This window comes from Yoonia sp. (assembly GCF_036770585.1).
Classification (GTDB): Bacteria; Pseudomonadota; Alphaproteobacteria; order Rhodobacterales; family Rhodobacteraceae; genus Yoonia.
In genome coordinates this window covers 1-25,445 of the sequence record NZ_DAIPIW010000012.1, presented here as the reverse complement: position 1 = coordinate 25,445, position 25,445 = coordinate 1, and the positions used below count along the sequence as shown (strand labels likewise).

The following is a 25,445-nucleotide window of genomic DNA, read 5'->3' as shown; positions in this document are numbered from 1 at the left end:
GCACTCGCGCAGGAGTATCATTGTGGACCTTCCTTCCGTTCGCGGAACGCTGAGCCTTGATCGCCCGCTGGCCGATCTGACGTGGATGCGTGTCGGCGGTCCGGCTGATGTGCTGTTCCAGCCTGCGGATGTCGACGATCTGGCGGCTTTTCTGGCCGCCTTGCCTGCGGAAGTCCCTGTGTTTCCCATGGGTGTCGGCAGTAACCTGATCGTGCGGGACGGCGGGATCAGGGGTGTCGTTATCCGGCTGGGGCGCGGTTTCAACGGGATCGAGATCGACGACACCGGCCTAACCGCCGGCGCGGCTGCGCTGGATGCCCATGTCGCCCGCAAGGCGACCGATGCGGGTCTTGACCTGACCTTCCTGCGCACCATCCCCGGCACGATCGGTGGTGCGGTCTGCATGAATGCGGGCTGCTATGGAACCTATGTCGCTGACGTGTTGCAGGCGGTGACTGTCGTCTTGCGGGATGGCACCGTGGCGACGCTGCCCGCCGATGCGCTGAAGCTCGCCTATCGGCAGAGCGATCTGCCGCAAGGCGCCGTCGTGGTCTCGGCCCGTTTCAAGGCGCCGCAGTCCGCCCCTGACGCCCTGCATCAACGCATGGCCGACCAGCTTGCCAAGCGCGACGAAACCCAGCCGACCAAGGACCGCACCGCTGGCTCAACCTTCCGGAATCCGGCGGGTTTTTCCTCGACCGGGCGGGCGGATGACGTGCATGACCTGAAGGCGTGGAAGGTCATCGACGAGGCTGGCATGCGCGGCGCGCGGCTGGGCGGGGCGGTGATGAACGAAAAACACGCGAACTTCCTGACCAACGCGGGCGGCGCGACTGCTGCCGATCTCGAAGATCTGGGCGAGATGGTGCGGAAAAAGGTTTACGATTCCCAAGGCATTGCGCTAGAGTGGGAAATTATGCGGGTCGGCGTTCGCAAGGCTGGCGATACCGCAAAATAAGGGCCGCAAAGGCCCCGATCTGAAGAGCAGGTCACGAAAAGAAAAGGGTCGCAAAGACCCGTGAATGAGGCGGTGGGTATGTCGAGCAGGGCAAACCCGAAAGTTGTTGTCCTGATGGGCGGCCCTTCGGCCGAGCGTGAAGTCTCGCTCAGCTCGGGCCGCGAATGTGCGGCGGCTTTGCGGGCAGCGGAATGCGACGTGATCGAGGTCGATGCAGGGCCCGATCTGGCCGCGCGTCTGCTTGAGATCAAACCCGATGCCGTTTTCAACGCGCTGCATGGCCGCTGGGGCGAGGACGGCGCGGTGCAGGGCCTGCTGGAATGGCTGCGCATTCCTTACACCCATTCGGGGATTTTGTCCTCGGCGCTGGCACTCGACAAGCAGCGCAGCAAGGATGCCTATCGCAAGGCCGGGCTGCCGGTGGTCGACAGTGTGCTGGCCTCGGCCGATGCGGTCCGCCGTGCCCATGTGATGCCGCCACCTTATGTGGTCAAGCCGAACAACGAAGGGTCTAGCGTCGGGATCTATATCGTGCCAGAGGCCGCCAACGGCCCGCCGCAATTATCCGACGACATGCCCGAGACTGTGATGGTCGAGGCTTATGTGCCGGGCCGTGAACTGACCGTCACCGTGCTGGGCGACCGTGCGCTGACCGTGACCGATATCATCACCGATGGCTGGTATGACTATCACGCGAAATACGCGCCCGGCGGCTCGCGTCATGAACTGCCGGCGAATATCCCGCAGGAGATTTTCGATGCCTGCATGGACTACGCGGTCCGTGCGCACAAGGTTCTGGGGTGCCGGACCCTGAGCCGGACGGATTACCGCTGGGATGAGGCACGGGGGCTGGACGGGTTGTTTCTGTTGGAGACCAACACCCAGCCCGGCATGACGCCAACATCGCTGACGCCCGAACAGGCGGCGCATGTCGGGATCAGCTTTCCGGACCTGTGCCGCAGGTTGGTCGAGGAGGCCTCATGCGACCGTTGATCCGCCGCACGCAACCCGACAACCAGCCGCGCGATCCGGCCCCCTCGCGGTTTGGATACCGGCTGCAAAGGCTGATGCTGACACCCGGGTTTCGCGGGACGGTGCGGATCGGGGTGCCGCTGCTGCTGATCGCCGCGATCCTTGGGTCATGGTTCTCGCAGCCCGAAAATCGTGCGCAGTTTTCCCAAGCCATCGCCGACGCCCGCCGCGATTTCGAGCAGCGCCCGCAATTCATGGTGCGCGGCGCGCGGATCGAGGGGGCCAACGCCGATGTCACTGCGGCGGTCGAGGCCTTTCTGCCTGCGCAATTCCCGCTCTCGTCTTTCGATCTGGACCTTGACCGGATGCGCGGCGAGATCGAGGCGCTGGACCCCGTCAAGTCGGCAAGCCTGCGTGTCGGTCAGACCGGTCTGTTGGAGATCAGCCTGACCCCGCGTGTCCCCGCCGCGATCTGGCGCGATGGCAGCACGCTGCGCCTGATTGACGCCGAAGGGGTCGTTTCTGGCCGTATCGGCGCCCGCGCGGAACGGCTCGACCTGCCGCTGATCGCGGGCGACGGGGCCGAGGCGAATATCGGCGAGGCGCTGGCGCTCTTTGCGACCACCGGTCCCCTGATCGAACGGGTGCGTGGTCTTGTCCGCATGGGGGAACGGCGCTGGGATCTGGTGCTGGATCGCGACCAGCGCATCCTTCTGCCAAGCGACGGGGCTGTCGCAGCCCTTGACCGCGTGATCGCGCTGGATGCGGCACAAGACCTTCTGGGCCGCGATGTCGCAGTCGTGGACATGCGCAACCCGCACCGCACGACGATCCGATTGAACGATGCGGCCGCCGTGGCATTTCGCCGTGTCGGCACCGGCAATGATAACAACAACGAGGTGGGCAATTGATGGGCGACGTATACGACAGCCAAAGGGCGATGCGGCAGATGCGCAAGGCTGCGATGCAGCGTGGTGTCGTGGCGATCCTCGATGTGGGGACAACCAAGATCGCCTGTCTGGTGCTGCGGTTCGACGGGCCCGAGCAGTTTCGCGGCACGGATGGTGTCGGCTCTTTGGCGGGGCAGTCGCAGTTCCGCGTGATCGGGGCGGCGACAACGCGGTCGCGCGGGGTGCGCTTTGGCGAGATCGACGCCATGCAGGAAACCGAGCGTGCGATCCGCACGGCGGTGCAGGCCGCGCAGAAGATGGCGAATGTCCGTGTCGACCATGTGATCGCCTGCCTGTCCGGCGCGCGGCCGCGGTCCTATGGGCTGGACGGCACGCTGAACATTCACGGCGGGATGGTGACCGAGCAGGACATCAGCCAGGTCATGGCGAACTGCGACGTGCCCGACTACGGCGCCGAGCGCGAAGTGCTACATGCACAGCCTGTCAATTTCGCGCTTGATAGCCGGTCCGGCCTTGGCGACCCGCGCGGGCAGATCGGCAACACGCTGACCTGTGACATGCATATGTTGACGGTGGACATGACGGCCATCCAGAACCTGTTCTATTGCATCAAGCGGTGCGATCTGGAACTCGCGGGGATTGCGTCGTCGGCCTATGTCTCGGGGATGTCCTCGCTGGTCGAGGACGAACAGGAACTGGGGGCTGCCTGTATCGATTTCGGCGGTGGCTCGACAGGTATCTCGGTCTTCATGAAAAAGCACATGATCTATGCCGACAGCGTGCGCATGGGCGGCGAGCATGTGACCTCGGACATCTCGATGGGCCTTCAGATACCCGCAGCGACGGCCGAGCGGATCAAGACATTCTACGGTGGTATCGTGGCCACCGGAATGGACGACCGCGAGATGATCGAGATTGGCGGCGATACCGGCGATTGGGAGCATGACCGTCGCACCGTCAGCCGCGCCGAATTGATCGGCATCATGCGCCCGCGTGTGGAAGAGATCCTCGAAGAAGTTCGGGTCCGTCTGGATGCCGCCGGGTTCGAACATCTTCCGAGCCAGCAGATCGTCCTGACCGGTGGCGGCAGCCAGATCCCCGGGCTTGACGGTTTGGCCAGCAAGATCCTCGGCCAGCAGGTCCGGCTGGGGCGTCCCTTGCGGGTGCAGGGCTTGCCGCAGGCGGCGATCGGGCCTGCGTTCTCGAGCGCGGTGGGTCTGACCCTCTTTGCCGCGAATCCCCAGGACGAGTGGTGGGACTTCGAAATTCCCGCCGACCGCTACCCTGCGCGTTCGCTGAAACGGGCCGTAAAGTGGTTCAAAGACAACTGGTAATGCGCAACATCTTGCTGTCTGGTCGAAATCCGGCGGATCTGGTGCATAATCTGTCCAGATTTGGTGGCGAATTCTTGTTTTTATCGTGACCTTTCGGCACCACTTGGTTAGAGTGGGACTCAATAGGCAGCAAAGTCCGGGGGCACGGGCTTTGGATAAAAACAGGCGGATCAAATTATGACATTGAACCTTTCCCTTCCCGGGCACGATGAATTGAAGCCACGCATCACCGTCTTCGGTGTGGGCGGCGCAGGCGGCAACGCGGTCAACAACATGATCGAGCAGCAGCTCGACGGCACCGATTTCGTGGTGGCCAACACGGATGCGCAGGCACTGGCGCAGTCAAAGGCCCCGTCGAAAATCCAGATGGGCCTGAAGGTCACCGAAGGCTTGGGGGCCGGTGCCCGGGCCAGCGTCGGCGCTGCCGCCGCCGAAGAAAGCATCGAACAGATCGTCGATCATCTGGCGGGTGCGCATATGTGCTTTATCACCGCCGGCATGGGTGGTGGCACCGGCACCGGTGCCGCGCCGATCATCGCGCAGGCCGCGCGTGAATTGGGCGTGCTGACCGTCGGCGTCGTGACCAAGCCTTTCCAGTTCGAAGGGGCCAAGCGGATGCGTCAGGCCGAGGCCGGTGTCGAGGCGCTGCAAAAGGTGGTCGATACGCTGATCATCATCCCCAACCAGAACCTTTTCCGTCTCGCCAACGAAAACACCACCTTCACCGAAGCCTTCGCGCTGGCCGACGACGTGCTTTATCAGGGTGTCAAGGGCGTGACCGACCTGATGGTCCGTCCGGGGCTGATCAACCTCGACTTCGCCGACGTGCGCGCCGTGATGGACGAGATGGGCAAGGCGATGATGGGCACCGGCGAGGCCGAGGGCGACAACCGCGCCATTCAGGCCGCCGAGAAAGCCATCGCCAACCCGCTGCTGGACGAAATCTCGCTGGAAGGCGCCAAGGGTGTCCTGATCAACATCACCGGTGGCTACGACCTGACCCTGTTCGAACTGGACGAGGCCGCCAACAAGATCCGCGAAAAGGTCGATGGCGATGCGAATATCATCGTGGGCTCGACGCTCGATCCATCGATGGAAGGCCGGATGCGTGTGTCGGTCGTCGCAACCGGGATCGACGCCGTTGCGGGCACCGCCGAGACACCTGTTCCCCGCCGGTCGATGGCTGCCCCTCTGGCGCCTGCCGCAGCGGTGGAAGAGGCGCCTGTGGCCGCCGCCGCGACCAGCCCTGCGCCAGAGCCAGAACCCTCGCTGTTCGAGGATATCGAGCCCCAGGCACAGCCGGCAGCCTTCGCCCCGCGCCCCGAGCCCGAGGCCGCCCCGGCACGGACCGCGTCCGAGGGTCTGCCTCCGCCGGCCTACCAGCCACAGCCCGAGCCCAAGATGGCCGAGGCCGACAGTTTTGTCGCACCGCGCGCCGCCGCTGCACCCGGAACACCGACGCCAGAGGCACTGGCCCGCTTGCAGGCCGCCGTCAATCGCGTGCCGAAAGCGGAACCAAGGCCGCAACAACCGCAGCAAGCCGCCCCGGCTGCATCAGGCGAGAAGCCACGCTTCGGCATCAATTCCCTGATCAACCGCATGACCGGCGCTCAGGCCGAGGCAGGCGCGCAGCCGCAGCGCGCGCAGCCGCAGGTGACGGCAATTCGGCAAGAGCATGACAGCGAAGAAGATCAGGAAAAGATCGAAATTCCGGCCTTCCTGCGCCGTCAGGCGAACTGAGGCCTGCTCAAACCGCCATTGGACGTGACGTTCCGTTCACATCAAAGACCGCCGTTTCGGCGGTCTTTTTCGTTGAAAAACATGACACTCCGTTAACTTTGCGCAGGCAAAGGATTTTTCGCGCCCCGTTGTTTCAGACGGTTGTAAAGCGTGAGTTGAGGATTTTGCCTGCGCAGATTAGGTCGAAGGCCAGTAGAACAGAAGGTCATCAGACGTGCAGGCGACATTGCGCACATCGGTTGCATTCGACGGAACCGGGCTTCATTCGGGGGCGCCGGTCCGTGTCGTGGTGCACCCGGCGCCTGTATCGCATGGCATTGTCTTCCGCCGCGTCGATCTTGCCGGCCAACCGCTGCTGCCCGCGCTTTGGTCGGCTGTGTCGGTTTCGCCGCTGAATACCCGCCTGACCAATGCCAAGGGCGTGATCGTCTCGACTATCGAGCATTTGATGGCGGCCCTCAGCGGCTGTGGAATTCACAACGCCCTGATCGACATCGACGGACCAGAGGTGCCGATCCTTGACGGAAGTGCCGCACCCTTCGTTCGCGCTTTCATCGCGGCGGGGCTTGACCATCTGTCCGCGCCCCTGCGCGCGATCGAGATATTGAAAGAAGTGACGGTCGCGGAAGGCGATGCCTTTGCATCGCTCAGCCCTGCGACCAGCCTACAGATCGATTTCGGGATCGCGTTTGACGATGCGGCCATCGGGCGGCAGCAGATGACGCTCAACATGGCGAATGGCGCCTTTGTCCGCGAACTCTGCGACAGCCGGACCTTCTGCCGCGCGGCGGATGTGGATGCGATGCGCGCCAATGGGCTTGCCCTTGGCGGGACGGTCGAGAATGCGGTCGTGGTGCAGGGCGCAGATGTGCTAACCCCGGGTGGTCTGCGTCATCCCGATGAAGCAGTGCGCCACAAGATGCTGGATGCCTTGGGTGATCTCTATACTGCGGGTGCGCCGATCCTTGGCCGCTATACGGGGTACAAGTCAGGTCATGCGATGACCAACAGGCTGCTGCGGTCGCTGTTTGCACGGCCGGATGCATGGCGTTGGGTGGAATGTGACCGCCGCACGTCTGCCCGCTTGCCCGGTGTGGGTGTCAGCCCTGCCGATCTCGAAGCCGTGGCCTGACAGCCCTGTCGGACTGTTGAACGGCCCGCGCGCGAAAGGCATTTTGCCCCCGATTTTTCTATGTTAGACCAATCGTCAATGACGGCAGGCGCGGCACTGCCTTTCCAGAGGTGTGAGTGAGGCCTTCCCGATGTCAGTGACCCAAGCCCCAATTTCGCGTTGGTTCATCCGTTTTGCTGCGGTCGGTTCGATTGTTATCGTCGCTGCCTGCGGTGCGCTTGAGAGTGGCCCACCACTGGAGGATCTGACGGCACAGGAAATCTTTGCCCGCGCCGAGACCCAGTTGCAGAACGGGCAGGCGGATGATGCGGCCATCACCTTCGGCGAGATCGAGCGGCTTTATCCCTATTCGGAACTGGCCGAGCGCGCGTTGATCATGCAGGCGTTCTCGTACCATCGCGACGAAAACTACGAGGGCAGCCGCGCGGCCGCGCAGCGCTATCTCGACTTTTATCCGGCTGAAAGTGACGCGGCCTATGCGGCATACCTTTTGGCCTTGTCCTATTACGACCAGATCGACGAGATCGGCCGCGATCAGGGATTGACCATTCAGGCGCTGCAATCGTTGCGTCGTGTGATCGAACAATATCCCGGGACCGAATATGCGCGCCTCTCGGCCCAGAAGTTCGACCTTGCTTTCGATCACCTTGCCGCCAAGGAAATGGAGATCGGCCGGTTCTACCTCAAGCGCGGGAACTTCACTGCGGCGGTGAACCGGTTCCGCACGGTGGTCGAGGATTTCCAGACCTCGACCCATACGCCCGAGGCGCTGCACCGCTTGGTCGAATCCTACCTCTCGCTGGGCCTTCTGGACGAGGCGCAGACCGCAGGTGCGATCCTGGGTTTCAACTACCAGTCCAGCGAATGGTATGAGGCAAGCTTCGCGCTTTTGACGGGGCAGGGGTTGCGGGCCGATCCGGTGGGCAACAACTGGCTGTCGTCGATTTACCGGCAGGTCGTCCGTGGCGAGTGGATCTGACATAGGGTCAGTGCGGGCGAAACGCAGGGCGGGCGGATGCTGCGCGGATTAGACATCAGGGACATGCTGATCATCGACCGGCTGGAGCTTGAGTTTCAGCCGGGTCTGAACGTGCTGACCGGCGAGACCGGCGCGGGCAAGTCGATCCTGCTGGATGCGCTGGGCTTCGTGCTTGGCTGGCGCGGGCGGGCGGAACTGGTGCGGCAGGGCGCGGCACAGGGCGAGGTGACGGCGACCTTTCAGTTGCCTGCCGGACATGCCGCCCATGCGGTTCTGGAAGAGGCAGGGATAGCGACCGAGGATGAATTGATCCTGCGGCGCGTGAACACAAGCGATGGCCGCAAGACCGCATGGATCAATGACCGCCGTGTCAGCGGCGAGGTTCTGCGCCAGCTTTCCGATACCTTGGTCGAGCTTCATGGCCAGCACGATGACCGTGGTCTTCTGAACCCGCGCGGTCATCGCCAGATGCTGGATGATTTCGGTGGTCTGGCGGCGCTGACCGCCGAAACGCGCAGCAGTTGGCGGGCGCTGGCCACGGCACGCAAGGCGCTGTCAGAGGCCGAGGCACGGATCGCCGAAGTCAGGTCCGAAGAAGAGTTTCTTCGTCATGCCGTCAAGGAACTGGATGCCCTTGCCCCTTTGGAAGGTGAAGAAGCGGCGCTGGACACACAGCGGCGTCTGATGCAGGCGGCAGAGCGCATTCGTCAGGATATCGCCAAGGCGGGCGAGGCATTGGGCCTGAACGGTGCCGAGGGCATGGTCAGTGATGCCTCGCGATGGTTGCAGGGTGTGGCAGGCGACGCCGAGGGCCAACTTGAAGCGCCTCTCGAGGCGCTCGAACGGGCGATGCTGGCATTGGACGAGGCACAGCGCGGCGTTGCGGATTGTCTGGAGTCGCTGTCCTTCAATACCTTCGATCTGGAAGAGGTCGAAGAGCGTCTCTTTGCGATCCGTGGCCTTGCCCGCAAACATGCCGTCTTGCCCGATGACCTTGCGGCATTCGCGGAAGATCTGCGGCGGCGGCTGACGACGCTGGATGAAAGCTCCGGCGACATGACACGGCTGGCCAAAGCCGTGACAGAGGCAGAGCAGGACTATGCCCGTGCCGCAAACGCCCTGTCGCAGGCCCGACGCAAGGCGGCGGATCGGCTTGATGCCGCGATGGCGAAGGAACTCGCCCCGCTCAAGATGGAACGCGCGGTCTTTGCGACCGAGATCACCCCGACCGATCCGGGTCCCGATGGCGCCGATACCGTGGCCTTCACTGTCGCCACCAACCCCGGCGCGCCATCCGGTCCGCTGAACAAGATCGCCTCGGGCGGCGAGCTCAGTCGCTTTCTGCTGGCATTGAAGGTCTGCCTGACCGAGGCGGATGCAGGTCTGACGCTGATCTTCGACGAGATCGATCGCGGGGTCGGGGGGGCGACGGCTGATGCGGTCGGGCGGCGGCTGGCACGGCTGGCAGAAGGCGGGCAGGTTCTGGTTGTCACGCACTCACCACAGGTAGCCGCCTTGGGCGGTCACCATTGGCGCGTCGAGAAGCAGCAGACCGCGTCAGAGACGCTCTCGACGGTTGTGGCGCTGGATCACCCTGCGCGGGTTGATGAAATCGCCCGCATGATCTCGGGCGATCGCGTGACGGACGAAGCACGACGCGCGGCCCAGGCACTGATGGCCTGAACAGAAATGGGCGCCGCGACAAGCGCGACGCCCTGAACTAACACCGGTTACCCAGCCCACTCTTAAGACGCATGATGCGGCCACTCACCTCCGCAAAATACGTAGTTCATTTTCGGCCATCTTTGTGGACAGCCTAGTACTGGTTACCCGTGGATAAGCCACTTACTAGTTAACGCGGAAAGTTTCCTTCCCATGAGCCAAATTACAACCACCGCGTATCCGCCTGCAACCTGCACCAAAGTATGTCATGGATTCTGACCTACATCTTTCGGTTGAGTTTGGATGCAAGCAAGCTGATGTGGAAAAACGTCTGAATCCCAGACCTTTAAGCGAAAATCACCATAAACTCATTCATTTAGGCACGGTCTTCGTCGGGATTCTGCTTTGGGGTCATGCTGGCCGCGGGCAAGGAATGACGTAGCGTCAGAACCTGTCAAGGTTGTATCCGCCGGAACGCCGATGCGCTGCGCCATGATGACGATTCGGCAACGGGTCGATTTGCGCGCGGCTTGGGCGAAAGGCCATCGTAGTTCTGCCTTGGCTCACTTGCTTGTCTGGACTAAGAACGGGCTATGCCAAGGGGTTGGACTTTTTCAGTTTCTGGGCCCCGTCTTGCAGCAAACATGGTTGTGACCCTGGCATGGGAAAACCGGTCAAAGCACTTATCCTTCAAAGTGTCGCGGACACCAAGACCGCATGTCGCGACGCGCTGCATGCCATCAAGGTCCATGGTCCCAACCAGATGCAGTTCTGGTTCATCGCCCTTGCCATCGGCATCGCGGCGGGCGCGGCGGCGGTTCTTTTCCGCCTTGGGATCTACGCGATCCAGACGGCTGCCTATGGGTCGGACGATGTTCTGACGTTGCATTCCTTTGCGGCGAGCTTGCCCTGGTATCAGATTCTGCTCATCCCGATCTGCGGCGGGCTGATCGTCGGACTTATCCTGCACCGGTTCACCGATGACGGGCGTGTCCGCTCGGTCGCGGATGTGATCGAGGGCGCGGCCCTCGCCGAAGGACGGGTCGAGATCCGGCGCGGTCTTGCCTCGGCGGCAGCCTCGATGATCACGCTCTCGACGGGGGGGTCGTCGGGGCGTGAAGGTCCGGTCGTGCATTTGGCGGCGGTGATTTCAACGGCGGTCTGTCGCTGGATCAACGCCAACGGGATCACCGGCCGCGACCTGCTGGGCTGTGCGGTCGCGGCTGCGGTCTCGGCCAGCTTCAACGCGCCCATCGCCGGCGCGCTTTTCGCGCTCGAGGTCGTCTTGCGCCATTTCGCGGTCCATGCCTTCGCCCCGATCGTGATTGCCTCGGCGGCAGGGACAGTGATCAACCGGCTGGTTTTCGGGGATGTGACCGAATTCACCCTGAACACCCAGAACGCGCTTGGCTTCTACGTCGAGCTTCCCGCCTTCCTGATCCTCGGGTTTGTCTGCGGGCTGGTCGCAGTGGTCCTGATGAGGGCGATCTTTCTCGCCGATGATTTCGGCAGTCATGTCCAGGCCGAGATCAGATTGCCGCGCTATCTGCGTCCGGCCATTGCGGGCGCGCTTTTGGGCGCAATCGCGATCTGGTTTCCGCATATCATCGGGGTCGGGTATGAAACCACCTCGGCTGCGCTGACGGGCAGCCTGCTGTTGCATGAGGCGATCGTCTTTGTCGTGATCAAGGTCGTCGCAGTGGCAATCACGATGGGCGGGCGCATGGGGGGCGGGGTGTTTTCTCCTTCGCTGATGATCGGTGCGCTGACGGGGCTGGCGTTCGGGGCGATTGCGACCTCGGTCTTTCCGACGGTATCGGGCAGCGAGACGCTTTATGCCTTGGCGGGGATGGGGGCGGTTGCGGCGGCGGTCCTCGGTGCGCCGATTTCGACCACATTGATCGTCTTCGAGCTGACCGGCGATTGGCAGACCGGGCTTGCGGTGATGGTGGCCGTCTCGATTTCGACGGCCCTTTCGTCGCGGCTTGTGGACCGGTCGTTCTTCCTTACCCAACTCGAGCGGCGCAATGTGCACCTTGCTGCGGGCCCACAGGCCTATCTGCTGAGCACTTTCAAGGTCTCGGGTGTCATGCGCGACATGGACGATCCGCGCGCCGCGAACGAGGCGGAATGCTGGAAGCTGATCCGTGAGGGGCTGTATCTGGACAGCAGCGCGACACTGGAACAGGCGATGCCGATTTTCGAACGCGGCAATCCGGGGTTCATTCCCGTTGTGACACTGGCAGGCGAGGATGCGCCACCCGAGCTATCCGGCGCACTCTTTCAGGTCGACGCGCTCAAGGCAATGAACCGTGCCTTGGCTGCGACGGCGGCCGAGGAACATTCCTAGACCTGCTCGACGGCGACTTTGTTGGTGTAAAAGGCGATGTAGCCGGCGATCTGACTGACGGCATCCTTGGGGGTCTCGTAGGACCACGCCGCATCCGCGATCGGCCCGCTTTTGGCGACGATGGAAAAGTAGCTGGCCTTGCCCTTGTACGGACAGGTCGATGTCGTCTCGGAGGCGTCGAGGAAGGCCATGGCAAGGTCCCCGCGCGGAAAATAGACCACGGGGGGGTAATCGCCCTCGACCAGTTCCAGCGCTTGGATGCTTTCACCCAATACCGCACCACCGGCGCGCACGACCCATGTTCCCGTCGCCGGACGGATCTTGATATGTTCGGCCATGTCAGTTCTCACCTCCTCGGTCCTGCATCGTGCCTAGTGGCGCTCTGCAACATTTCGGTATCAAAGCGGCGCGCAGGCCGTTGCCAGCCAATCGCGCGTCTCGGGATCGAGCCGCCCCGCCAGAAGCGCCAATGTATCCGCATGATAGCGGTCGATCCAGCCCCGTTCTGCATCGGTCAGCAGCGCAAGGTCGATCAGACGGCGGTCGAAGGGGACATGGGTCAGCGTCTCGAAGTGCAGCATGGCGCGGTCGTCACCGCCTGCGATGGCAGGGGCAGGGGTCGCCACGATCAGGTTCTCGATCCGGATGCCAAAGGCGCCCTCGCGGTAATAGCCCGGCTCGTTCGACAGGATCATGCCCTCTTCCAGCGCGACCTCGGACCGGCGCGAGATACCCTGCGGCCCCTCGTGCACGCTCAAGTAGCTGCCGATGCCATGGCCGGTGCCATGGTCGTAATCCTGCCCCGACATCCAAAGCGGCGCGCGCGCCAGTGCGTCGAGATGCTGGCCACCGACACCCTTGGGAAAGCGGATCCGGCTGACCGCGACCATGCCCTGCAGCACGCGGGTGTAGCAGTGGCGTTCATCTTCACCGACGGGGCCGATGGCGACGGTGCGCGTGATGTCCGTCGTCCCGTCAAGATACTGACCGCCGCTGTCCACCAACAGCAGCTCGCCGCGCTTGACTGGCCGGTTGGTCTCTTCGCTGACACGGTAGTGGACAATCGCCCCGTTCGGGCCAGCCCCGCAGATCGTCTCGAAACTGATATCGCGCAAGGCGTTGGTGTCGCGCCGGAACCCTTCCAGCGCCTTGACCACGTCGATCTCGGTCAGCCCGCCCTTGGGTGCCTCGCGGTCGAGCCATGCCAGAAAGCGGACCATCGCCACCGCATCGCGCGCCTGCGCGGCGCGCGCGCCCGCGATTTCGGTTACATTCTTGCGCGCCTTGGGCAGGACGCAAGGGTCGAGGTCGCGGATCACCTCGCACCCCGCGTCGGTCAGCGTCCTGACAACGACATCGGGACAACTGCGCTTGTCGATCAGGACCTTGCCGTCCAGCGCCGAGAGTGCGGCAAGAAAATCAGCAGGTGCAAAGTGCCGGATATCGGGGCCGAGGTGATCACGCACCGCTGCCACTTTCTCGCCCGCCGCAAAAAGATCGACGGCACCGGACTTGTGCAGGATGGCAAAGGCATGCGGGACAGGGTTGCGCGCGACATCGGTGCCACGGATGTTCAGCAGCCAAGCGATGCTGTCAGGCAGGGTCAGCACGGCGGCCTCTGCTTGCAGCGCCTTTGCCAGGCGTGCCCGCTTGGCGGCATGGCTTTCGCCTGCGAAATCGATCGGGTGAACTGAAAACGGCGCAGGCGACAGCGCCGGTTGATCGTCCCAGATCAGGTCGACCAGATTGGCGCGCGCCACGATGTTCAGATCGGGACAGGACTGGCGCAGATCGGCAATCTCGGTCGCGGTATGGAGCCACGGGTCATAGGCCAGGGTCATCCCTGCGGTGGCATGCTCCTTCAGCCAGTCGGCCAGTTGCGTCTCGGGCCAGTGCACGGGGGTAAAGTCGCGGGCGACCTGTGCCCGCACCTGCAATCGGTAGCGCCCATCGACAAACACACCGGCCTGCGCCTGCATCACGGCGCAAAACCCTGCCGAGCCCGAAAACCCCGTCAGCCATTCCAGACGCGCATCGCGCGGGGCGACGTATTCGCCCTGATGGGCATCGGCGCGTGGCACCAGAAAGACGTCCACCGCTTGTGCCGCCATCACCGCGCGCAGGGCGGCCAACCGTGGCGGTCCCTGATCGGGCGTCGAAGTTGCCTCAAAGGTCTGGAACATTCCGGCCTTCTTTCTCCCAAGAAACTCCCGCCGGAGGCATCCGACGGGATCACCAGGCGCCTCAGCCTGCTTTGCGCATCCCCAGCACGCGGGCCCGTTTGCGTGGGTCGGCATCGAAGAGGCCGGCAAGCTGTTCGGTCATCGCACCGGCCAATTGTTCGACATCCGTGATCGTGACGGCGCGCTGATAATAGCGCGTCACATCATGGCCGATCCCGATGGCCACAAGTTCCACCGCCTTGCGCTTTTCGACCATGGCGATCACATCGCGCAGGTGCTTTTCCAGATAATTGGCGGGGTTCACCGACAGGGTCGAATCGTCCACCGGCGCACCGTCGGAAATCACCATCAGCACCTTGCGCTGTTCGGGCCGCATCACCATCCGGCGGTGCGCCCATTCCAGCGCCTCGCCGTCGATATTCTCTTTCAGCAGCCCCTCTTTCATCATCAAACCCAGATTGGGCCTCGCTCGCCGCCAGGGGGCATCGGCGGATTTGTAGACGATGTGGCGCAGGTCATTCAGACGGCCCGGCATCGCGGCGCGTCCTTCTGCCAGCCACGTCTCGCGCGACTGGCCGCCCTTCCACGCCTTGGTGGTGAAGCCGAGGATTTCGACCTTCACGTCGCACCGTTCAAGCGTGCGGGCCATGACATCGGCGCAGATGGCGGCGATCGAGATCGGCCGTCCGCGCATCGACCCCGAATTGTCCAGCAGAAGCGTCACGACCGTATCGCGAAAGTCGGTGTCCTTTTCGACCTTGAACGACAGGGGCGTGGTGGGCGAGGCGACGATCCGCGCCAGTCGTCCCGCGTCCAATATCCCCTCTTCGCGGTCGAATTCCCATGACCGGTTCTGCTGCGCCTGCAAGCGCCGTTGCAGCTTGTTGGCCAGCCGCGAGACGGCACCTTTCAGCGGTTCAAGCTGCTGGTCGAGATAGGCGCGCAGCCGTTCCAGCTCGACCGGTTCGGCCAGATCCTCGGCGGCGATTTCCTCGTCGAATTGGGTGGTGAAGACCTTGTAGTCGGGATCCGCGTCCGAGATCGGTTGCGGGGCAGGGGGATCGAGCGGGGCCTCGCCCTCGGGCATCTCGGCCTCTTCGCCCATTTCGGCGTCGGCCTGATCGTCCATGCTGACTTGCGCCTGGGATGCGTCCTGCGTGTCGTCCTGCGACTGTTCGGGCGCGCCTTCGGCATCCTCGCCCTCGCTGTCGTCCTCGCCCGTGCTGTCGGGTTCCTGGCTGTCGTCGTCCGAGCCTTCCTCGGCCTCGTCGTCCATGTCGTCGTCCAGCGCATCGGGATCATCGCCCAACTGGTCGCCGTAGCCCATGTCGCTGATCATCTGACGGGCGAATTTCGCGAAAGCCTGCTGGTCTTTCAACGTCTCGGCAAGGGATTCGAGCGTCCCGCCGCAGTGGTCCTCGATAAAGCCGCGCCACAGTTCCATTACATTGTCCGCGCCCTTGGGCAGGTCGCGTCCGGTTGCAAGATGACGGATCAGATAGCCTGCTGCGACGGCAAGCGGCGCATCGGCGGCTTGGCTGATCTGGTCGTAGCCCTTGCGCATCGCCTCGGTGCCGATCTTGGCGTCGATATTGCCTGCGGTGCCGGGCATGTATTGCGCGCCGACAGCCTCGATCCGGGCGGTTTCCATGGCGTCGTAAAGGTCCTGCGCCATCTGGCCTTGCGGCATATACCGCGCGTTCACCTTCGGATCGTGAAACTTGTGGCGCAGTGCAAAGGCGTCGGCGGTGCCGCGCGCCAGCAAGACCTCGTCCCGGGTCATCCGGCGCGAGATCTGTGGCAGCCGGATGCTGTCCGCCGTCTGGCCTGCCGGATCGACCGAATAGGTGATCGACAGGTCGGGGTCGTCCGCCATCACCTTGGTGGCTTCGGCAAGCGCCTTCTTGAACGGATCGGCTGGGTTGTCAGCGGGTTTGGTCATGGTTTCGATAAACCACTCCCACGCGGTTTCGGCAAGGGGAAGCTGGGCTCTTGCCCGCACCGCACATTCCTGCACAGAAGCTGCGCGCAAATGGGCCTACTCCACCCAGGCCGGGGGTCATAGCTGTCTGATCGTGAAACCCCCTAACCAGGAGTGTGATATGTCCACCCAACCGAAAATCGCCCTGATCATCGGATCGACCCGCGCGACCCGCTTTGCCGACAAGCCGGCCCAGTGGATGCTGGCCCAGGCGCAAAAGCGCACCGATATGGAAATCGAACTGGTCGACCTGCGCGACTATGACCTGCCGCTGTTCGACGAGGCCGCCAGCAATCTGTGGATGCCGTCCGCTGACGCGCGTGCCGTGAAATGGCAGAAGAAGATGGCCGAATTCGACGGCTACATCTTTGTCGTCGCCGAATACAACCGCTCGATCACCGGTGCGCTGAAGAACGCGCTGGATCAGGCCTATAACGAATGGAACCGCAAGCCAATGTCGGCGATTGCCTATGGTTCGGTCGGCGGCACCCGTGCCCTGGAACACCTGCGCAACATCGCTGTTGAACTGCAGATGGTCGCAACCCGCAACGCCGTTCACATCGGCGGCAGCGATTTCTTCGCCGTGCATCCGCTTGGCCAGAACGGCGAGATCGACACGATTGCGGATCACCTGCTGCCATCGGTGCAAGCGACGCTTGATGATATCGTGTGGTGGGCCAAGGCGACAAAGGTCGCCCGCGCGCAAACCGCAGAGGCCGCAGCGGCCTGACATGAAACGGCGCGTGGGCCCTTGCCTGCGCGCCGCTTACTCTTCCACGAATTCAGGCTCTTCGAAGGTGATCGCCGCCTCTGGATCGATCTCGAAGGGAGCGGTGGCAAGCTGGTGCATATGGGCCAGCGTCGCAGCACCCGGCAGCATCTTTCCGGCCTCATCGACGAATGCGATGCGCGGACGGTAGCTCTTGCCGCCGAGCACGATTTCCCCCTCGTCGAACAGATAGGCCAGCTCTGTCACGATGCCTTCGACATTGGCCTTGGCGAGTTCCTCGCTCATGTTTTCGGAAAAGACGGGCAACAAGGCGTGGGCGATCAATGTTGCGGCGCTTTCTGCGAGGTCTTCGTGGCTGACTTGGTAATCGGGCGGTAGCGGGGCACCAATTGTCATCTTCATTGTGCGGCTCCAGTTGAGTGGTGCACATAGTTATGCGGATGATTTCGTCTGGATTATGGCAATCCATGGCGAATTCATCGACAATCATTGGTCAATTCAAGGGATCGTCGCCAAAATGCGATCGGGGCGCCGAAGCGCCCCGCAGCCGCATGGAACCCCGCCAGCCTCAGCCGAGGCTCATGCTTGCAGCACTTTCGGGCAGTTCCTCGTCAAAGCAGCGCTGATAGAATTCAGCCACCGTCTGGCGTTCCAGTTCATCGCATTTGTTGAGAAACGACAGGCGGAAGGCATAGCCCACATCCTGAAAGATGCGGGCATTCTCGGCCCATGCCAGAACGGTGCGCGGTGACATGACGGTCGACAGATCGCCGTTCATGAAGGCCGTCCGTGTCAGGTCGGCGACTGTCACCATCTGGCTGACGATCTTGCGGCCCTTGTCGGTGTTGTAATGCGGCGACTTCGACAACACGATCGCGGCCTCGGCATCATGGCTGAGGTAGTTCAGCGTCGCCACCAGCGACCAGCGGTCCATCTGCGCCTGGTTGATCTGCTGGGTGCCGTGATAAAGACCCGTCGTATCGCCCAGACCGACGGTATTCGCGGTCGCGAACAGCCGGAAATAGGGGTGCGGGGTGATGATCTCGTTCTGGTCCATCAGCGTCAGCTTGCCGTCGGTTTCAAGGACGCGCTGGATCACGAACATCACATCCGCGCGGCCCGCGTCATATTCGTCGAAGACGATGGCGACGGGGTTGCGCAGCGCCCATGGCAGGATGCCTTCGTGGAATTCTGTCACCTGCACGCCGTCGCGCAGCTTGATCGCGTCCTTGCCGATCAGGTCGATCCGGCTGATGTGACTGTCGAGGTTCACGCGCACGGCAGGCCAATTCAGGCGGGCGGCGACCTGTTCGATATGGGTCGATTTGCCGGTCCCGTGATAGCCCTGGATCATGACCCGACGGTTGTAGCCGAAGCCTGCGAGGATGGCCAAAGTCGTGTCGGGATCGAACTTGTAGGTGCTGTCGATTTCCGGAACGCGGTCGGTGCGGTCTGCAAAGGCCTTGATCTTCATGTTGCTGTCGATGCCGAAGACCTCGCGAACCGAGATTTCCTCGGTCGGTTTTGCGTGCATGTCTGTCATACCATCCGCCATCCTTGGTGCCTTTGCGCTGATCGAGTCTTCTTGCGGTCGGGATGCAACATATCGCAAGGCGCTGCAAGGGGAAGGGGCAGAAGGTCCGACGCGACGGGCCGCGAGTTCCGCACCGATGCGATTCCCGACTTGGGGCGGAAAACACGGGATCAGGGCAGATTCGCCTGTGGGTTGTAAAGGGATTGATAAACTATGTTAACTTTTGGACAGCCTTTGTTTCCAAGTGTTTGCAATTTCTTCGCTGCCACGACTACTGTTCACACATTGGCACTGTCACAACCGATTTTCTTGGAATCGTGTGCGAATTGTGGCAATCATCTGACATTAGTGTGACGGGATGTTTGGCCTTTTTCGAAGACGACCATTTGAGAAACGTCGGGTGTTTGGTGATCAGTTAGTGGGGATTAACTGGAATGTTGACGAGAATAAGATCGCGTTTCCAACTCAGCAAAGGTGAAAAGGCTTATGCCGCCGCCTTTGCAATCGTGATGACCGTATCAGGGGTGCTGACCGTCTTTGTCATGGCAGGGGTGAACAGCGGAACAGGACCGGCTGCCGTGGCTTTGCCGCTGTCAGGCTGGACCGTTCTGGCCGGTGTCATCGGCGGGGCGCTTGCCCTTTACGCAGCACGCGGCTGGCTTGGGGCGCTTGGGGTCTTGGGCTGGATGCGGGCCTTCGTCGGGGGCATCGCGGCATCGCTGATCGCATCGGTGATCGCAGGAACGCTGATTTCACCGATCTACGGGACCTTCTACGCACCGGTTCTGCTTGCGACGCAGTTCATCGCCTTTCCGGTTCTCGCCGTGGGCTGGTTTGCGGCCATCTTCGGTGCGCATTATCTGATGACCATCCTTCAGAAAGAGCGCTTTGTGGGTTTCAGCGAAGATGAAGCGGCGCGTGACTTGACGGCACCGCTGAGTGTGCTGTCGCGCGTGAACCTTTATCACCGGACAGACTAGGCGGTCGCCTGCCTAGTCCTTGTCGCGAAAGTTCCTGCTGTCTTTCAACTGGTCCCACGCCCAGACGACCTGTGACAATTGCTCTTCCTGACTGCGGTCGCCGCCGTTCATATCGGGATGCAGCACCTTGATCAGCGCTTTGTAGGCCTTGCGGATTTCCTGCTTTGACCAGTTGTCCTTGGCGTCGAGAATTTCGATCGCGCGCCGTTCCGTGGGCGGCAGCTTGCGCCCCGTGGCGGCACCGCGTCCGGGATTGCGGGTGGCATTGGCCCCCAGAACCTGATGCGCGTCATCGATGCCAAGCCGCGCCCAGGCGCGTTCTTCGACCGAACGCTTGAAGGGTTTCGTCGGGCGTTCCCAGACCCGGTCACTGTCCATCTGGGCGGCCATTTCGGCCTCGGTCGTGCTGTCGAAGAAGTTCCATTTCAGATTGTATTCGCGCACATGTTCTTGGCAGAACCAGAAGTAGTCATCCAGCACATCAGGCGCCTTCGGGGCCCTGAACAGGCCGGGCTTTTCGCACCCCTCGTGGTCGCAGACACGTTTTGACGTTTCAGACGCACCCGACATCCCCCGGCGCCCGCGCACGTTCTTTTTCTTCGCGCTCGACACGGACATGTCGAAACCAAAGGGATCATCTTTCTTCATCGGTGCTTCTCACCTTTTCGACTCGGAGAGCAAACTTTAGACTGTTGGACGCAAGATTGAAGAGGGCAGGAACAAATTTATGGCGCTTGAAAGCGAAATTCGCGCAGCGCTCGGCAGCCTATCGCCAGAGCATCTGGAAGTGATTAACGAAAGCCACAAGCATGCGGGGCATGCAGGCGATGACGGAAGTGGCGAAAGCCATTGGCGGGTGGTGATCAGTGCGCCGTCATTGGCCGACAAGTCGCGGATCGCGCGTCACCGCGCCATTCATGAGGCCTTGGGCAAGGATATCCTGGGCCGCCTTCACGCCTTGGCGATCGAGATCCGCTGACTATTCGGCAGCCACGTCAGGCGAAGGCTTGCCGACCTTTTGATCGGACCGTCCGACCTCGGGCTCTTTTGCGGATGCAGGGGCGGCGGGCTTCGGCGCCAGCAGATCACGGTCGGCCAGACGCTCTTGTCCGGTCTTGGGCGTTGGCGCGGCAACCTGTGGATCAGCGCGGACAAGGGGCGCAGCGACGGCGGCTTTCTTTTCGCGGCGGAAGACAAGCATGTTCTGGAAGACCGTGGTCTTGCTCATGATGCCTTCGCGCTGCTCGCAGGGCAGCGTATCGGCGCGGACGTATTCCCAACCACTGGACGCAAGCTCGTTCATCGTTGTCTCCAACGCATGGGCAAAGCGGTCTTCCGTCGTCTTCAGACCCTTGGCCTTGAGGCCACGCACCGGAGCAGGCACAACTTTGTATTCGTAGGACATCCGCTTCCCCCTTGGTCACCAGTAGATGTCTATCAAAGTGCAGCCCTTCACGCCATTGAATTTGGCGTTACAGCCCCAGTTTGGCGGAAACCAACTGATTGACGGCCGCGGGATTGGCCTTGCCGCCAGTCGCCTTCATCACCTGTCCGACGAACCAGCCGGCCAGTTTGGGGTTGGCCTTGGCCTTTTCCACCTGCGCGGGGTTAGCCGCGATGATCTCGTCGACCGCAGCTTCGATTGCGCCGGTATCGGTGACCTGCTTCATGCCTTCGGTCTCGACGATCTCGGCGGGATTGCGGCCTGTGGTGTAGCAGATCTCGAAGACGTCCTTGGCGATCTTGCCGGAAATGACGTCCGATTTGATCAGCCCGATCAATTCGCCCAGCTGGTCTGCGGAAACAGGGCTGTCCTCGATGCTGTGGTCCTCTTTCTTGAGACGACCGAAAAGTTCGTTGATCACCCAATTGGCCGCCAGCTTGCCATCGCGTCCTTCGGCGACTTTCTCGAAGTAGACCGCATTGGCCACCTCGGCTGTCAGGACCGAGGCGTCATAATCGGACAGACCGAAATCGGCGATGAAGCGCGCCTTCTTCTGGTCGGGCAGTTCGGGCAGGGCGGCGGCGATGTCATCCACCCAGGCCTGTTCGATTTCCAGCGGCAGAAGATCGGGATCGGGGAAATAGCGGTAGTCGTGCGCCTCTTCCTTGGAGCGCATCGAGCGTGTCTCGTTCTTGTCCGGATCATAAAGCCGCGTTTCCTGCACGACCGCCTTTCCGTCTTCCAGCAGGGCGATCTGGCGGCGGGCCTCGTAGTCGATCGCCATCTGGATGAACCGCATCGAGTTCATGTTCTTGATCTCGCAGCGCGTGCCGAGGTGGCTGAAATCCTGTGTCGCCTGATACCGCTCGTAGTCGCCCGGACGGCAGACCGAGACGTTCACGTCCGCCCGCAGGTTGCCGTTCTGCATGTTGCCGTCACAGGTGCCGAGGTAGCGCATGATCTGGCGCAGCTTGCCGACATAGGCGGCGGCCTCTTCGGGGCCACGGATATCGGGGCGGCTGACGATTTCCATCAGCGCGACACCGGTCCGGTTGAGGTCGACGAAGGACATGGCCGGATCCATGTCATGGATCGACTTGCCCGCATCCTGTTCAAGGTGGATGCGTTCGATACGGACGCGGCGCGCGGTGCCGTTGCCCATTTCGACCAGCACGTCGCCTTCGCCCACGATGGGGTGATAGAGCTGGGAAATCTGATAGCCCTGCGGCAGGTCGGGATAGAAATAGTTCTTGCGGTCGAAGGCCGAGACGAGATTGATCTGCGCGTTCAGCCCCAGTCCGGTCCTCACGGCCTGCGCGACACAGCCTTCGTTGATCACCGGCAACATCCCGGGCATGCCAGCATCGACGAAAGCCACGTTGCTGTTGGGTTCGGCGCCGAATTCGGTCGAGGCCCCCGAGAAAAGCTTGGCTTTGGTGGCAACCTGCGCATGGACTTCAAGGCCGATCACCAACTCCCAGTCGCCCGTTGCACCGGCAATGGTCTTGGGGGCAGGGGCGTCATAGGTCAGGTCAAGCATGGGGCATCCTCTTGCGGCTTACCGGCTTCGTTTAAAAGAAGCGTGGGGCGGCTTCAAGACAAGGTGGAAACGCGATCAGGCCCAGATCCGCGAACTGCGCAGCATGTTGACCGTGGGCGCGTCCCGCCCGCCCAGCGCCAGCGTGACATCACGCAGGAACGCGATACCGTCCTTGGCGTCGCGCGGAATCGCCGAGGCCGAGATCGGCTCGCCCACATTCACGCGGTAGGGCTGGCGGTCCTTGTTGAGCGTCTCGTGGAACAGCGTGATGTCGCGCAAGGTGGGATGCAGCGCATCGAAAAGATAGAACAACACCGAGTTGCGCGCCTGAATGTTGATCGGGACCACCGGCAGGTCATACTTGCGGGCGAGCATGGCCGCAGAGGCCATCCACGGACGTTCGTAAAGACGTATACCGCGCCGCTTGGCCAGACGGCCGGACGGGAAGATCACGCCCAGACGCCCTTCGGCGGTCGCTTCATGCACATAGGCCATCGTTTCGCGGGTCTTGCCGTGGCTGCGCTTGTCCAGCCGCCACTCGACCGGGGCGATCATGCTTTCCATCTGCGGCAGCACCCGCAGGATGTCGCGGTTGGCGAAGAAGTAGGCGTCGTCCCTGACCCGGGCAATCAGGCTTTGCAGCACGATTCCATCCGCGATCCCGGTGGGATGGTTCGCCACGACAAGCGCGGGACCGAAACGCGGGATATTCCCCAGCCCCTGCACGTCCACCATCTTGCAAAGCCTTTCGGCCATCCGCGCCATGATCTCGGACGGGGGCGCGTCTTTCAAGGATGTCGCAAGATCGACGGTCGTCCGGTATCCCAAAAGCCGGTCCAGCCCCTTGCGCATCACCCGCGCGTAAGGCGACGGCTTGCCCAGCCAAGGGGCGCGTTCCACGATCAGGGGATCGATGCGGTCTTCCATGGGCACCTCAATGCACCATCCACGGTAACAATATGGCGACAGTATCATAGGCGTTATGCCACCGCCAGAAGATAGGCGAAAACGCGCAGGCCTCGGCGGAACCCGGCAAATCGGCGATTTCGTCCCGGGTGCACCTTTCCGCGCTCTGCGCGCGCACTACCATCGCGCCATGCCCAAGATGCGCCGCAAATCCGACCTGCCCCAGAAAACCTGCGCGACCTGCGGGCGACCGTTCGCCTGGCGCAAGAAATGGGCCAAGGTCTGGGACGAGGTGCGTTATTGCTCGGACCGCTGCAAATCGGGGCGCGCGAAAGCCCGGTAGCCTGACCTGGCAAGAAAACCGCACCAGCTTGTTGCCTATCGGAAACCCGCGGATTACTTCGGGGACAGGGGCGGCGTGTGCCGCAGTATACATTCTGGAGGTCATCACCATGGTCGAACGGCTGGAAAAGCACGGACTGCAGGTTGCGAAAGAATTGGCAGAGTTCATCGATGCGCGCGCGCTGGCTGGCACCGGCATCGACAGTGACCGTTTCTGGAAAGGTTTCGCCGGTCTCGTGGCCGCAATGACACCGCGCAACCGCGCCTTGCTGGCGAAACGCGAAGATCTGCAATCGACCATCGACGCCTCGCACATCGCGCGCAGGGGCCAGGCGCTGGACCGCACGGCCTATGAGGCATTCCTGCGCGAGATCGGCTATCTGGTCGACGAGGGGCCCGACTTCGAGATCGAAACCGCGAATGTCGATCCCGAGATTGCGACAGTGCCCGGCCCGCAGCTGGTGGTGCCGATCACCAACGCAAGGTTCGCCCTGAACGCCGCCAATGCGCGCTGGGGCAGCCTTTATGACGCATTCTACGGCACCGACGCGATGGGGGTTCACTCACCCAAAGGGGGCTATGACCGTGGCCACGGGGCCCGTGTCGTGGCCCGGTCGCGGGTCTTTCTCGACGAGGCTTTTCCGATCGAGAACACCAGCCACGCGGACGTGTCCCGCTACTATGTGCACAATGGCGCCTTGCTGATCGACGATCAGCCGCTCAAGCAGCCCGAGAAGTTCGTGGGCTACCGTGGCAACCCGAAGGCGCCTGATGCAATCCTGTTGCGAAACAATGGCCTGCACGTCGAACTTGTCTTCGATCGCGCGCATCCGATCGGCAGCCGTGATCAGGCGCTTCTGGCTGATGTCCGTCTGGAAAGTGCCGTGACTGCGATCATGGACTGCGAAGACAGCGTGGCCTGCGTCGATGCCGAAGACAAGGTCGAGGCTTACGGCAACTGGCTTGGTCTCATGCAGGGCGATCTGGAAGCCTCGTTCAAGAAGGGCGGCAAGGTGATGACACGCCGCCTTGCCGATGACCGGACCTACACGGCGCCCGATGGCGGCGAGATCACCATCAAGGGACGCGCGCTCTTGTGGATCCGCAACGTCGGCCACCTGATGACCAACCCTGCGATTCTGGACCCCAACGGGGACGAGGTTTTCGAAGGTCTGATGGACGCGATGATCACCGTGCTGATCGCCATGCACGACCTGGGGAAGGCAGGCGGCAACTCGGCCCTTGGTTCGGTCTATGTGGTCAAACCCAAGATGCACGGCCCCGAGGAAGTGGCCTTTGCCAGCGACATTTTCGCGATGGTCGAGGATGCGCTGGGCCTGCCGCGCGACACCGTCAAGATCGGTATCATGGACGAGGAACGGCGCACGACGGTGAATCTCAAGGCATGTATCCGCGCCGCGAAAAGCCGTGTCGCCTTCATCAACACCGGCTTTCTCGACCGCACCGGCGATGAAATCCACACCTCGATGGAGGCAGGGCCTTTCAGCCGCAAGGACTTTATCAAGCGCAAGCAATGGATCGGCGCCTACGAGGATCAGAACGTCGATATCGGGCTGGAGTGCGGCTTTTCCGGCAAGGCGCAGATCGGCAAGGGCATGTGGGCCATGCCGGACATGATGGCCGCGATGCTGGAACAAAAGATCGGTCACCCGCAATCGGGTGCCAACTGCGCATGGGTGCCCAGCCCGACAGCGGCGACGCTGCACGCGCTGCACTATCACAAGGTCGATGTCATGGCCGTGCAGG

General features: G+C 62.4%; 23 protein-coding genes. 14 read left to right on the top strand and 9 right to left on the bottom strand.

The window, feature by feature from the left end:
* Positions 1-19: 19 nt before the first annotated feature.
* The 9 genes from murB (at position 20) to V7N12_RS04005 (ending at position 12,038) form a co-directional block, all read left to right on the top strand.
* Positions 20-958 (top strand): UDP-N-acetylmuramate dehydrogenase, encoded by a 939-nt coding sequence (murB, locus tag V7N12_RS04045; RefSeq protein ID WP_333712889.1) that lies wholly within the window; start codon positions 20-22, stop codon positions 956-958.
* 78 nt (positions 959-1,036) lie between these two features.
* Positions 1,037-1,951 carry a D-alanine--D-alanine ligase gene (locus V7N12_RS04040; RefSeq protein ID WP_333712865.1) on the top strand — a complete coding sequence of 305 codons (915 nt, stop codon included), beginning with the start codon at positions 1,037-1,039 and terminating at the stop codon, positions 1,949-1,951.
* Complete coding sequence (locus tag V7N12_RS04035; protein WP_333712863.1) at positions 1,939-2,841, top strand: cell division protein FtsQ/DivIB; 903 nt, start codon at positions 1,939-1,941, stop codon at positions 2,839-2,841. The genes V7N12_RS04040 and V7N12_RS04035 overlap by 13 nt, the downstream gene beginning before the upstream one ends.
* Positions 2,841-4,175, top strand: a complete 1,335-nt coding sequence (ftsA, locus tag V7N12_RS04030; protein WP_333712862.1) for a cell division protein FtsA — start codon at positions 2,841-2,843, stop codon at positions 4,173-4,175. The genes V7N12_RS04035 and ftsA overlap by 1 nt, the downstream gene beginning before the upstream one ends.
* Before the next feature lie 177 nt (positions 4,176-4,352).
* A complete protein-coding gene (gene ftsZ / locus V7N12_RS04025) occupies positions 4,353-5,915 on the top strand; it encodes a cell division protein FtsZ (RefSeq protein WP_333712860.1) in 1,563 nt (520 codons plus the stop codon).
* Between the two features lie 214 nt (positions 5,916-6,129).
* Positions 6,130-7,047, top strand: coding sequence for a UDP-3-O-acyl-N-acetylglucosamine deacetylase (gene lpxC / locus V7N12_RS04020; protein WP_333712859.1), 918 nt, complete (start codon positions 6,130-6,132; stop codon positions 7,045-7,047).
* 130 nt (positions 7,048-7,177) lie between these two features.
* Positions 7,178-8,026 carry an outer membrane protein assembly factor BamD gene (locus V7N12_RS04015; RefSeq protein WP_333712858.1) on the top strand — a complete coding sequence of 283 codons (849 nt, stop codon included), beginning with the start codon at positions 7,178-7,180 and terminating at the stop codon, positions 8,024-8,026.
* A 36-nt stretch (positions 8,027-8,062) separates the two neighbouring features.
* The gene (recN, locus tag V7N12_RS04010) at positions 8,063-9,709 is read left to right on the top strand and encodes a DNA repair protein RecN (RefSeq protein WP_333712856.1); all 1,647 of its coding nucleotides are present in this window, start codon (positions 8,063-8,065) and stop codon (positions 9,707-9,709) included.
* 640 nt (positions 9,710-10,349) lie between these two features.
* Positions 10,350-12,038: a chloride channel protein gene (locus tag V7N12_RS04005; RefSeq protein ID WP_333712855.1), complete on the top strand. Its 1,689-nt coding sequence runs from the start codon at positions 10,350-10,352 to the stop codon at positions 12,036-12,038.
* Here V7N12_RS04005 and V7N12_RS04000 read toward each other — a convergent pair.
* The 3 genes from V7N12_RS04000 to cobT form a co-directional block, all read right to left on the bottom strand.
* On the bottom strand, positions 12,035-12,376 hold the full coding sequence (locus V7N12_RS04000; RefSeq protein ID WP_333712854.1) for a DUF427 domain-containing protein: 342 nt from the start codon (positions 12,374-12,376) through the stop codon (positions 12,035-12,037). The genes V7N12_RS04005 and V7N12_RS04000 overlap by 4 nt on opposite strands.
* Positions 12,377-12,436: 60 nt before the next feature.
* Positions 12,437-14,221 (bottom strand): aminopeptidase P family protein, encoded by a 1,785-nt coding sequence (locus V7N12_RS03995; protein ID WP_333712853.1) that lies wholly within the window; start codon positions 14,219-14,221, stop codon positions 12,437-12,439.
* Positions 14,222-14,282: 61 nt separating this feature from the next.
* Positions 14,283-16,163 carry a cobaltochelatase subunit CobT gene (gene cobT, locus V7N12_RS03990; protein WP_333712851.1) on the bottom strand — a complete coding sequence of 627 codons (1,881 nt, stop codon included), beginning with the start codon at positions 16,161-16,163 and terminating at the stop codon, positions 14,283-14,285.
* 160 nt (positions 16,164-16,323) lie between these two features.
* Here cobT and V7N12_RS03985 point away from each other — a divergent pair, with 160 nt between their 5' ends.
* Positions 16,324-16,932, top strand: coding sequence for an NADPH-dependent FMN reductase (locus V7N12_RS03985; protein ID WP_333712850.1), 609 nt, complete (start codon positions 16,324-16,326; stop codon positions 16,930-16,932).
* 36 nt (positions 16,933-16,968) lie between these two features.
* On the opposite strand, the gene V7N12_RS03980 is transcribed toward V7N12_RS03985, so the two are convergent.
* Together V7N12_RS03980 and cobS are read right to left on the bottom strand one after the other, a co-directional pair.
* Complete coding sequence (locus V7N12_RS03980) at positions 16,969-17,334, bottom strand: hypothetical protein (RefSeq protein ID WP_333712849.1); 366 nt, start codon at positions 17,332-17,334, stop codon at positions 16,969-16,971.
* A 166-nt stretch (positions 17,335-17,500) separates the two neighbouring features.
* The gene (cobS, locus tag V7N12_RS03975; protein WP_333712847.1) at positions 17,501-18,487 is read right to left on the bottom strand and encodes a cobaltochelatase subunit CobS; all 987 of its coding nucleotides are present in this window, start codon (positions 18,485-18,487) and stop codon (positions 17,501-17,503) included.
* Between the two features lie 413 nt (positions 18,488-18,900).
* On the opposite strand from cobS, the gene V7N12_RS03970 reads away from it, so the two are divergent.
* Positions 18,901-19,446, top strand: a complete 546-nt coding sequence (locus V7N12_RS03970) for a hypothetical protein (protein WP_333712845.1) — start codon at positions 18,901-18,903, stop codon at positions 19,444-19,446.
* 12 nt (positions 19,447-19,458) lie between these two features.
* On the opposite strand, the gene V7N12_RS03965 is transcribed toward V7N12_RS03970, so the two are convergent.
* Positions 19,459-20,094 (bottom strand): J domain-containing protein, encoded by a 636-nt coding sequence (locus tag V7N12_RS03965; RefSeq protein WP_333712844.1) that lies wholly within the window; start codon positions 20,092-20,094, stop codon positions 19,459-19,461.
* A gap of 79 nt (positions 20,095-20,173) precedes the next feature.
* On the opposite strand from V7N12_RS03965, the gene V7N12_RS03960 reads away from it, so the two are divergent.
* Complete coding sequence (locus V7N12_RS03960; protein WP_333712843.1) at positions 20,174-20,425, top strand: BolA family protein; 252 nt, start codon at positions 20,174-20,176, stop codon at positions 20,423-20,425.
* Here V7N12_RS03960 and V7N12_RS03955 read toward each other — a convergent pair whose 3' ends face one another.
* From V7N12_RS03955 to V7N12_RS03945, 3 genes are all read right to left on the bottom strand, one after another.
* Complete coding sequence (locus tag V7N12_RS03955; protein WP_333712842.1) at positions 20,426-20,851, bottom strand: DUF4177 domain-containing protein; 426 nt, start codon at positions 20,849-20,851, stop codon at positions 20,426-20,428.
* Positions 20,852-20,918: 67 nt separating this feature from the next.
* Positions 20,919-22,430: an Asp-tRNA(Asn)/Glu-tRNA(Gln) amidotransferase subunit GatB gene (gene gatB, locus V7N12_RS03950; RefSeq protein WP_333712841.1), complete on the bottom strand. Its 1,512-nt coding sequence runs from the start codon at positions 22,428-22,430 to the stop codon at positions 20,919-20,921.
* Positions 22,431-22,505: 75 nt separating this feature from the next.
* The gene (locus V7N12_RS03945; RefSeq protein WP_333712840.1) at positions 22,506-23,357 is read right to left on the bottom strand and encodes a 1-acyl-sn-glycerol-3-phosphate acyltransferase; all 852 of its coding nucleotides are present in this window, start codon (positions 23,355-23,357) and stop codon (positions 22,506-22,508) included.
* Positions 23,358-23,526: 169 nt separating this feature from the next.
* Between V7N12_RS03945 and V7N12_RS03940 the strand changes: the two genes are divergently transcribed.
* Together V7N12_RS03940 and V7N12_RS03935 are read left to right on the top strand one after the other, a co-directional pair.
* Positions 23,527-23,679, top strand: a complete 153-nt coding sequence (locus tag V7N12_RS03940) for a DUF2256 domain-containing protein (RefSeq protein ID WP_333712839.1) — start codon at positions 23,527-23,529, stop codon at positions 23,677-23,679.
* A gap of 109 nt (positions 23,680-23,788) precedes the next feature.
* On the top strand, positions 23,789-25,445 hold a 1,657-nt coding region (locus V7N12_RS03935; protein WP_333712838.1), incomplete at its 3' end, for a malate synthase G.

Coding starts and splice junctions, on each gene's coding strand:
- V7N12_RS04040 (WP_333712865.1), top strand. CDS start 1,037: ATGTCGAGCAGGGCAAACCCGAAAGTTGTTGTCCTGATGGGCGGCCCT.
- V7N12_RS04035 (WP_333712863.1), top strand. CDS start 1,939: ATGCGACCGTTGATCCGCCGCACGCAACCCGACAACCAGCCGCGCGAT.
- ftsA (WP_333712862.1), top strand. CDS start 2,841: ATGGGCGACGTATACGACAGCCAAAGGGCGATGCGGCAGATGCGCAAG.
- ftsZ (WP_333712860.1), top strand. CDS start 4,353: ATGACATTGAACCTTTCCCTTCCCGGGCACGATGAATTGAAGCCACGC.
- V7N12_RS04015 (WP_333712858.1), top strand. CDS start 7,178: ATGTCAGTGACCCAAGCCCCAATTTCGCGTTGGTTCATCCGTTTTGCT.
- recN (WP_333712856.1), top strand. CDS start 8,063: ATGCTGCGCGGATTAGACATCAGGGACATGCTGATCATCGACCGGCTG.
- V7N12_RS04005 (WP_333712855.1), top strand. CDS start 10,350: ATGGGAAAACCGGTCAAAGCACTTATCCTTCAAAGTGTCGCGGACACC.
- V7N12_RS04000 (WP_333712854.1), bottom strand. CDS start 12,376: ATGGCCGAACATATCAAGATCCGTCCGGCGACGGGAACATGGGTCGTG.
- V7N12_RS03995 (WP_333712853.1), bottom strand. CDS start 14,221: ATGTTCCAGACCTTTGAGGCAACTTCGACGCCCGATCAGGGACCGCCA.
- cobT (WP_333712851.1), bottom strand. CDS start 16,163: ATGACCAAACCCGCTGACAACCCAGCCGATCCGTTCAAGAAGGCGCTT.
- V7N12_RS03985 (WP_333712850.1), top strand. CDS start 16,324: ATGTCCACCCAACCGAAAATCGCCCTGATCATCGGATCGACCCGCGCG.
- V7N12_RS03980 (WP_333712849.1), bottom strand. CDS start 17,334: ATGAAGATGACAATTGGTGCCCCGCTACCGCCCGATTACCAAGTCAGC.
- cobS (WP_333712847.1), bottom strand. CDS start 18,487: ATGGCGGATGGTATGACAGACATGCACGCAAAACCGACCGAGGAAATC.
- V7N12_RS03970 (WP_333712845.1), top strand. CDS start 18,901: ATGTTGACGAGAATAAGATCGCGTTTCCAACTCAGCAAAGGTGAAAAG.
- V7N12_RS03965 (WP_333712844.1), bottom strand. CDS start 20,094: ATGAAGAAAGATGATCCCTTTGGTTTCGACATGTCCGTGTCGAGCGCG.
- V7N12_RS03960 (WP_333712843.1), top strand. CDS start 20,174: ATGGCGCTTGAAAGCGAAATTCGCGCAGCGCTCGGCAGCCTATCGCCA.
- V7N12_RS03955 (WP_333712842.1), bottom strand. CDS start 20,851: ATGTCCTACGAATACAAAGTTGTGCCTGCTCCGGTGCGTGGCCTCAAG.
- gatB (WP_333712841.1), bottom strand. CDS start 22,430: ATGCTTGACCTGACCTATGACGCCCCTGCCCCCAAGACCATTGCCGGT.
- V7N12_RS03945 (WP_333712840.1), bottom strand. CDS start 23,357: ATGGAAGACCGCATCGATCCCCTGATCGTGGAACGCGCCCCTTGGCTG.
- V7N12_RS03940 (WP_333712839.1), top strand. CDS start 23,527: ATGCCCAAGATGCGCCGCAAATCCGACCTGCCCCAGAAAACCTGCGCG.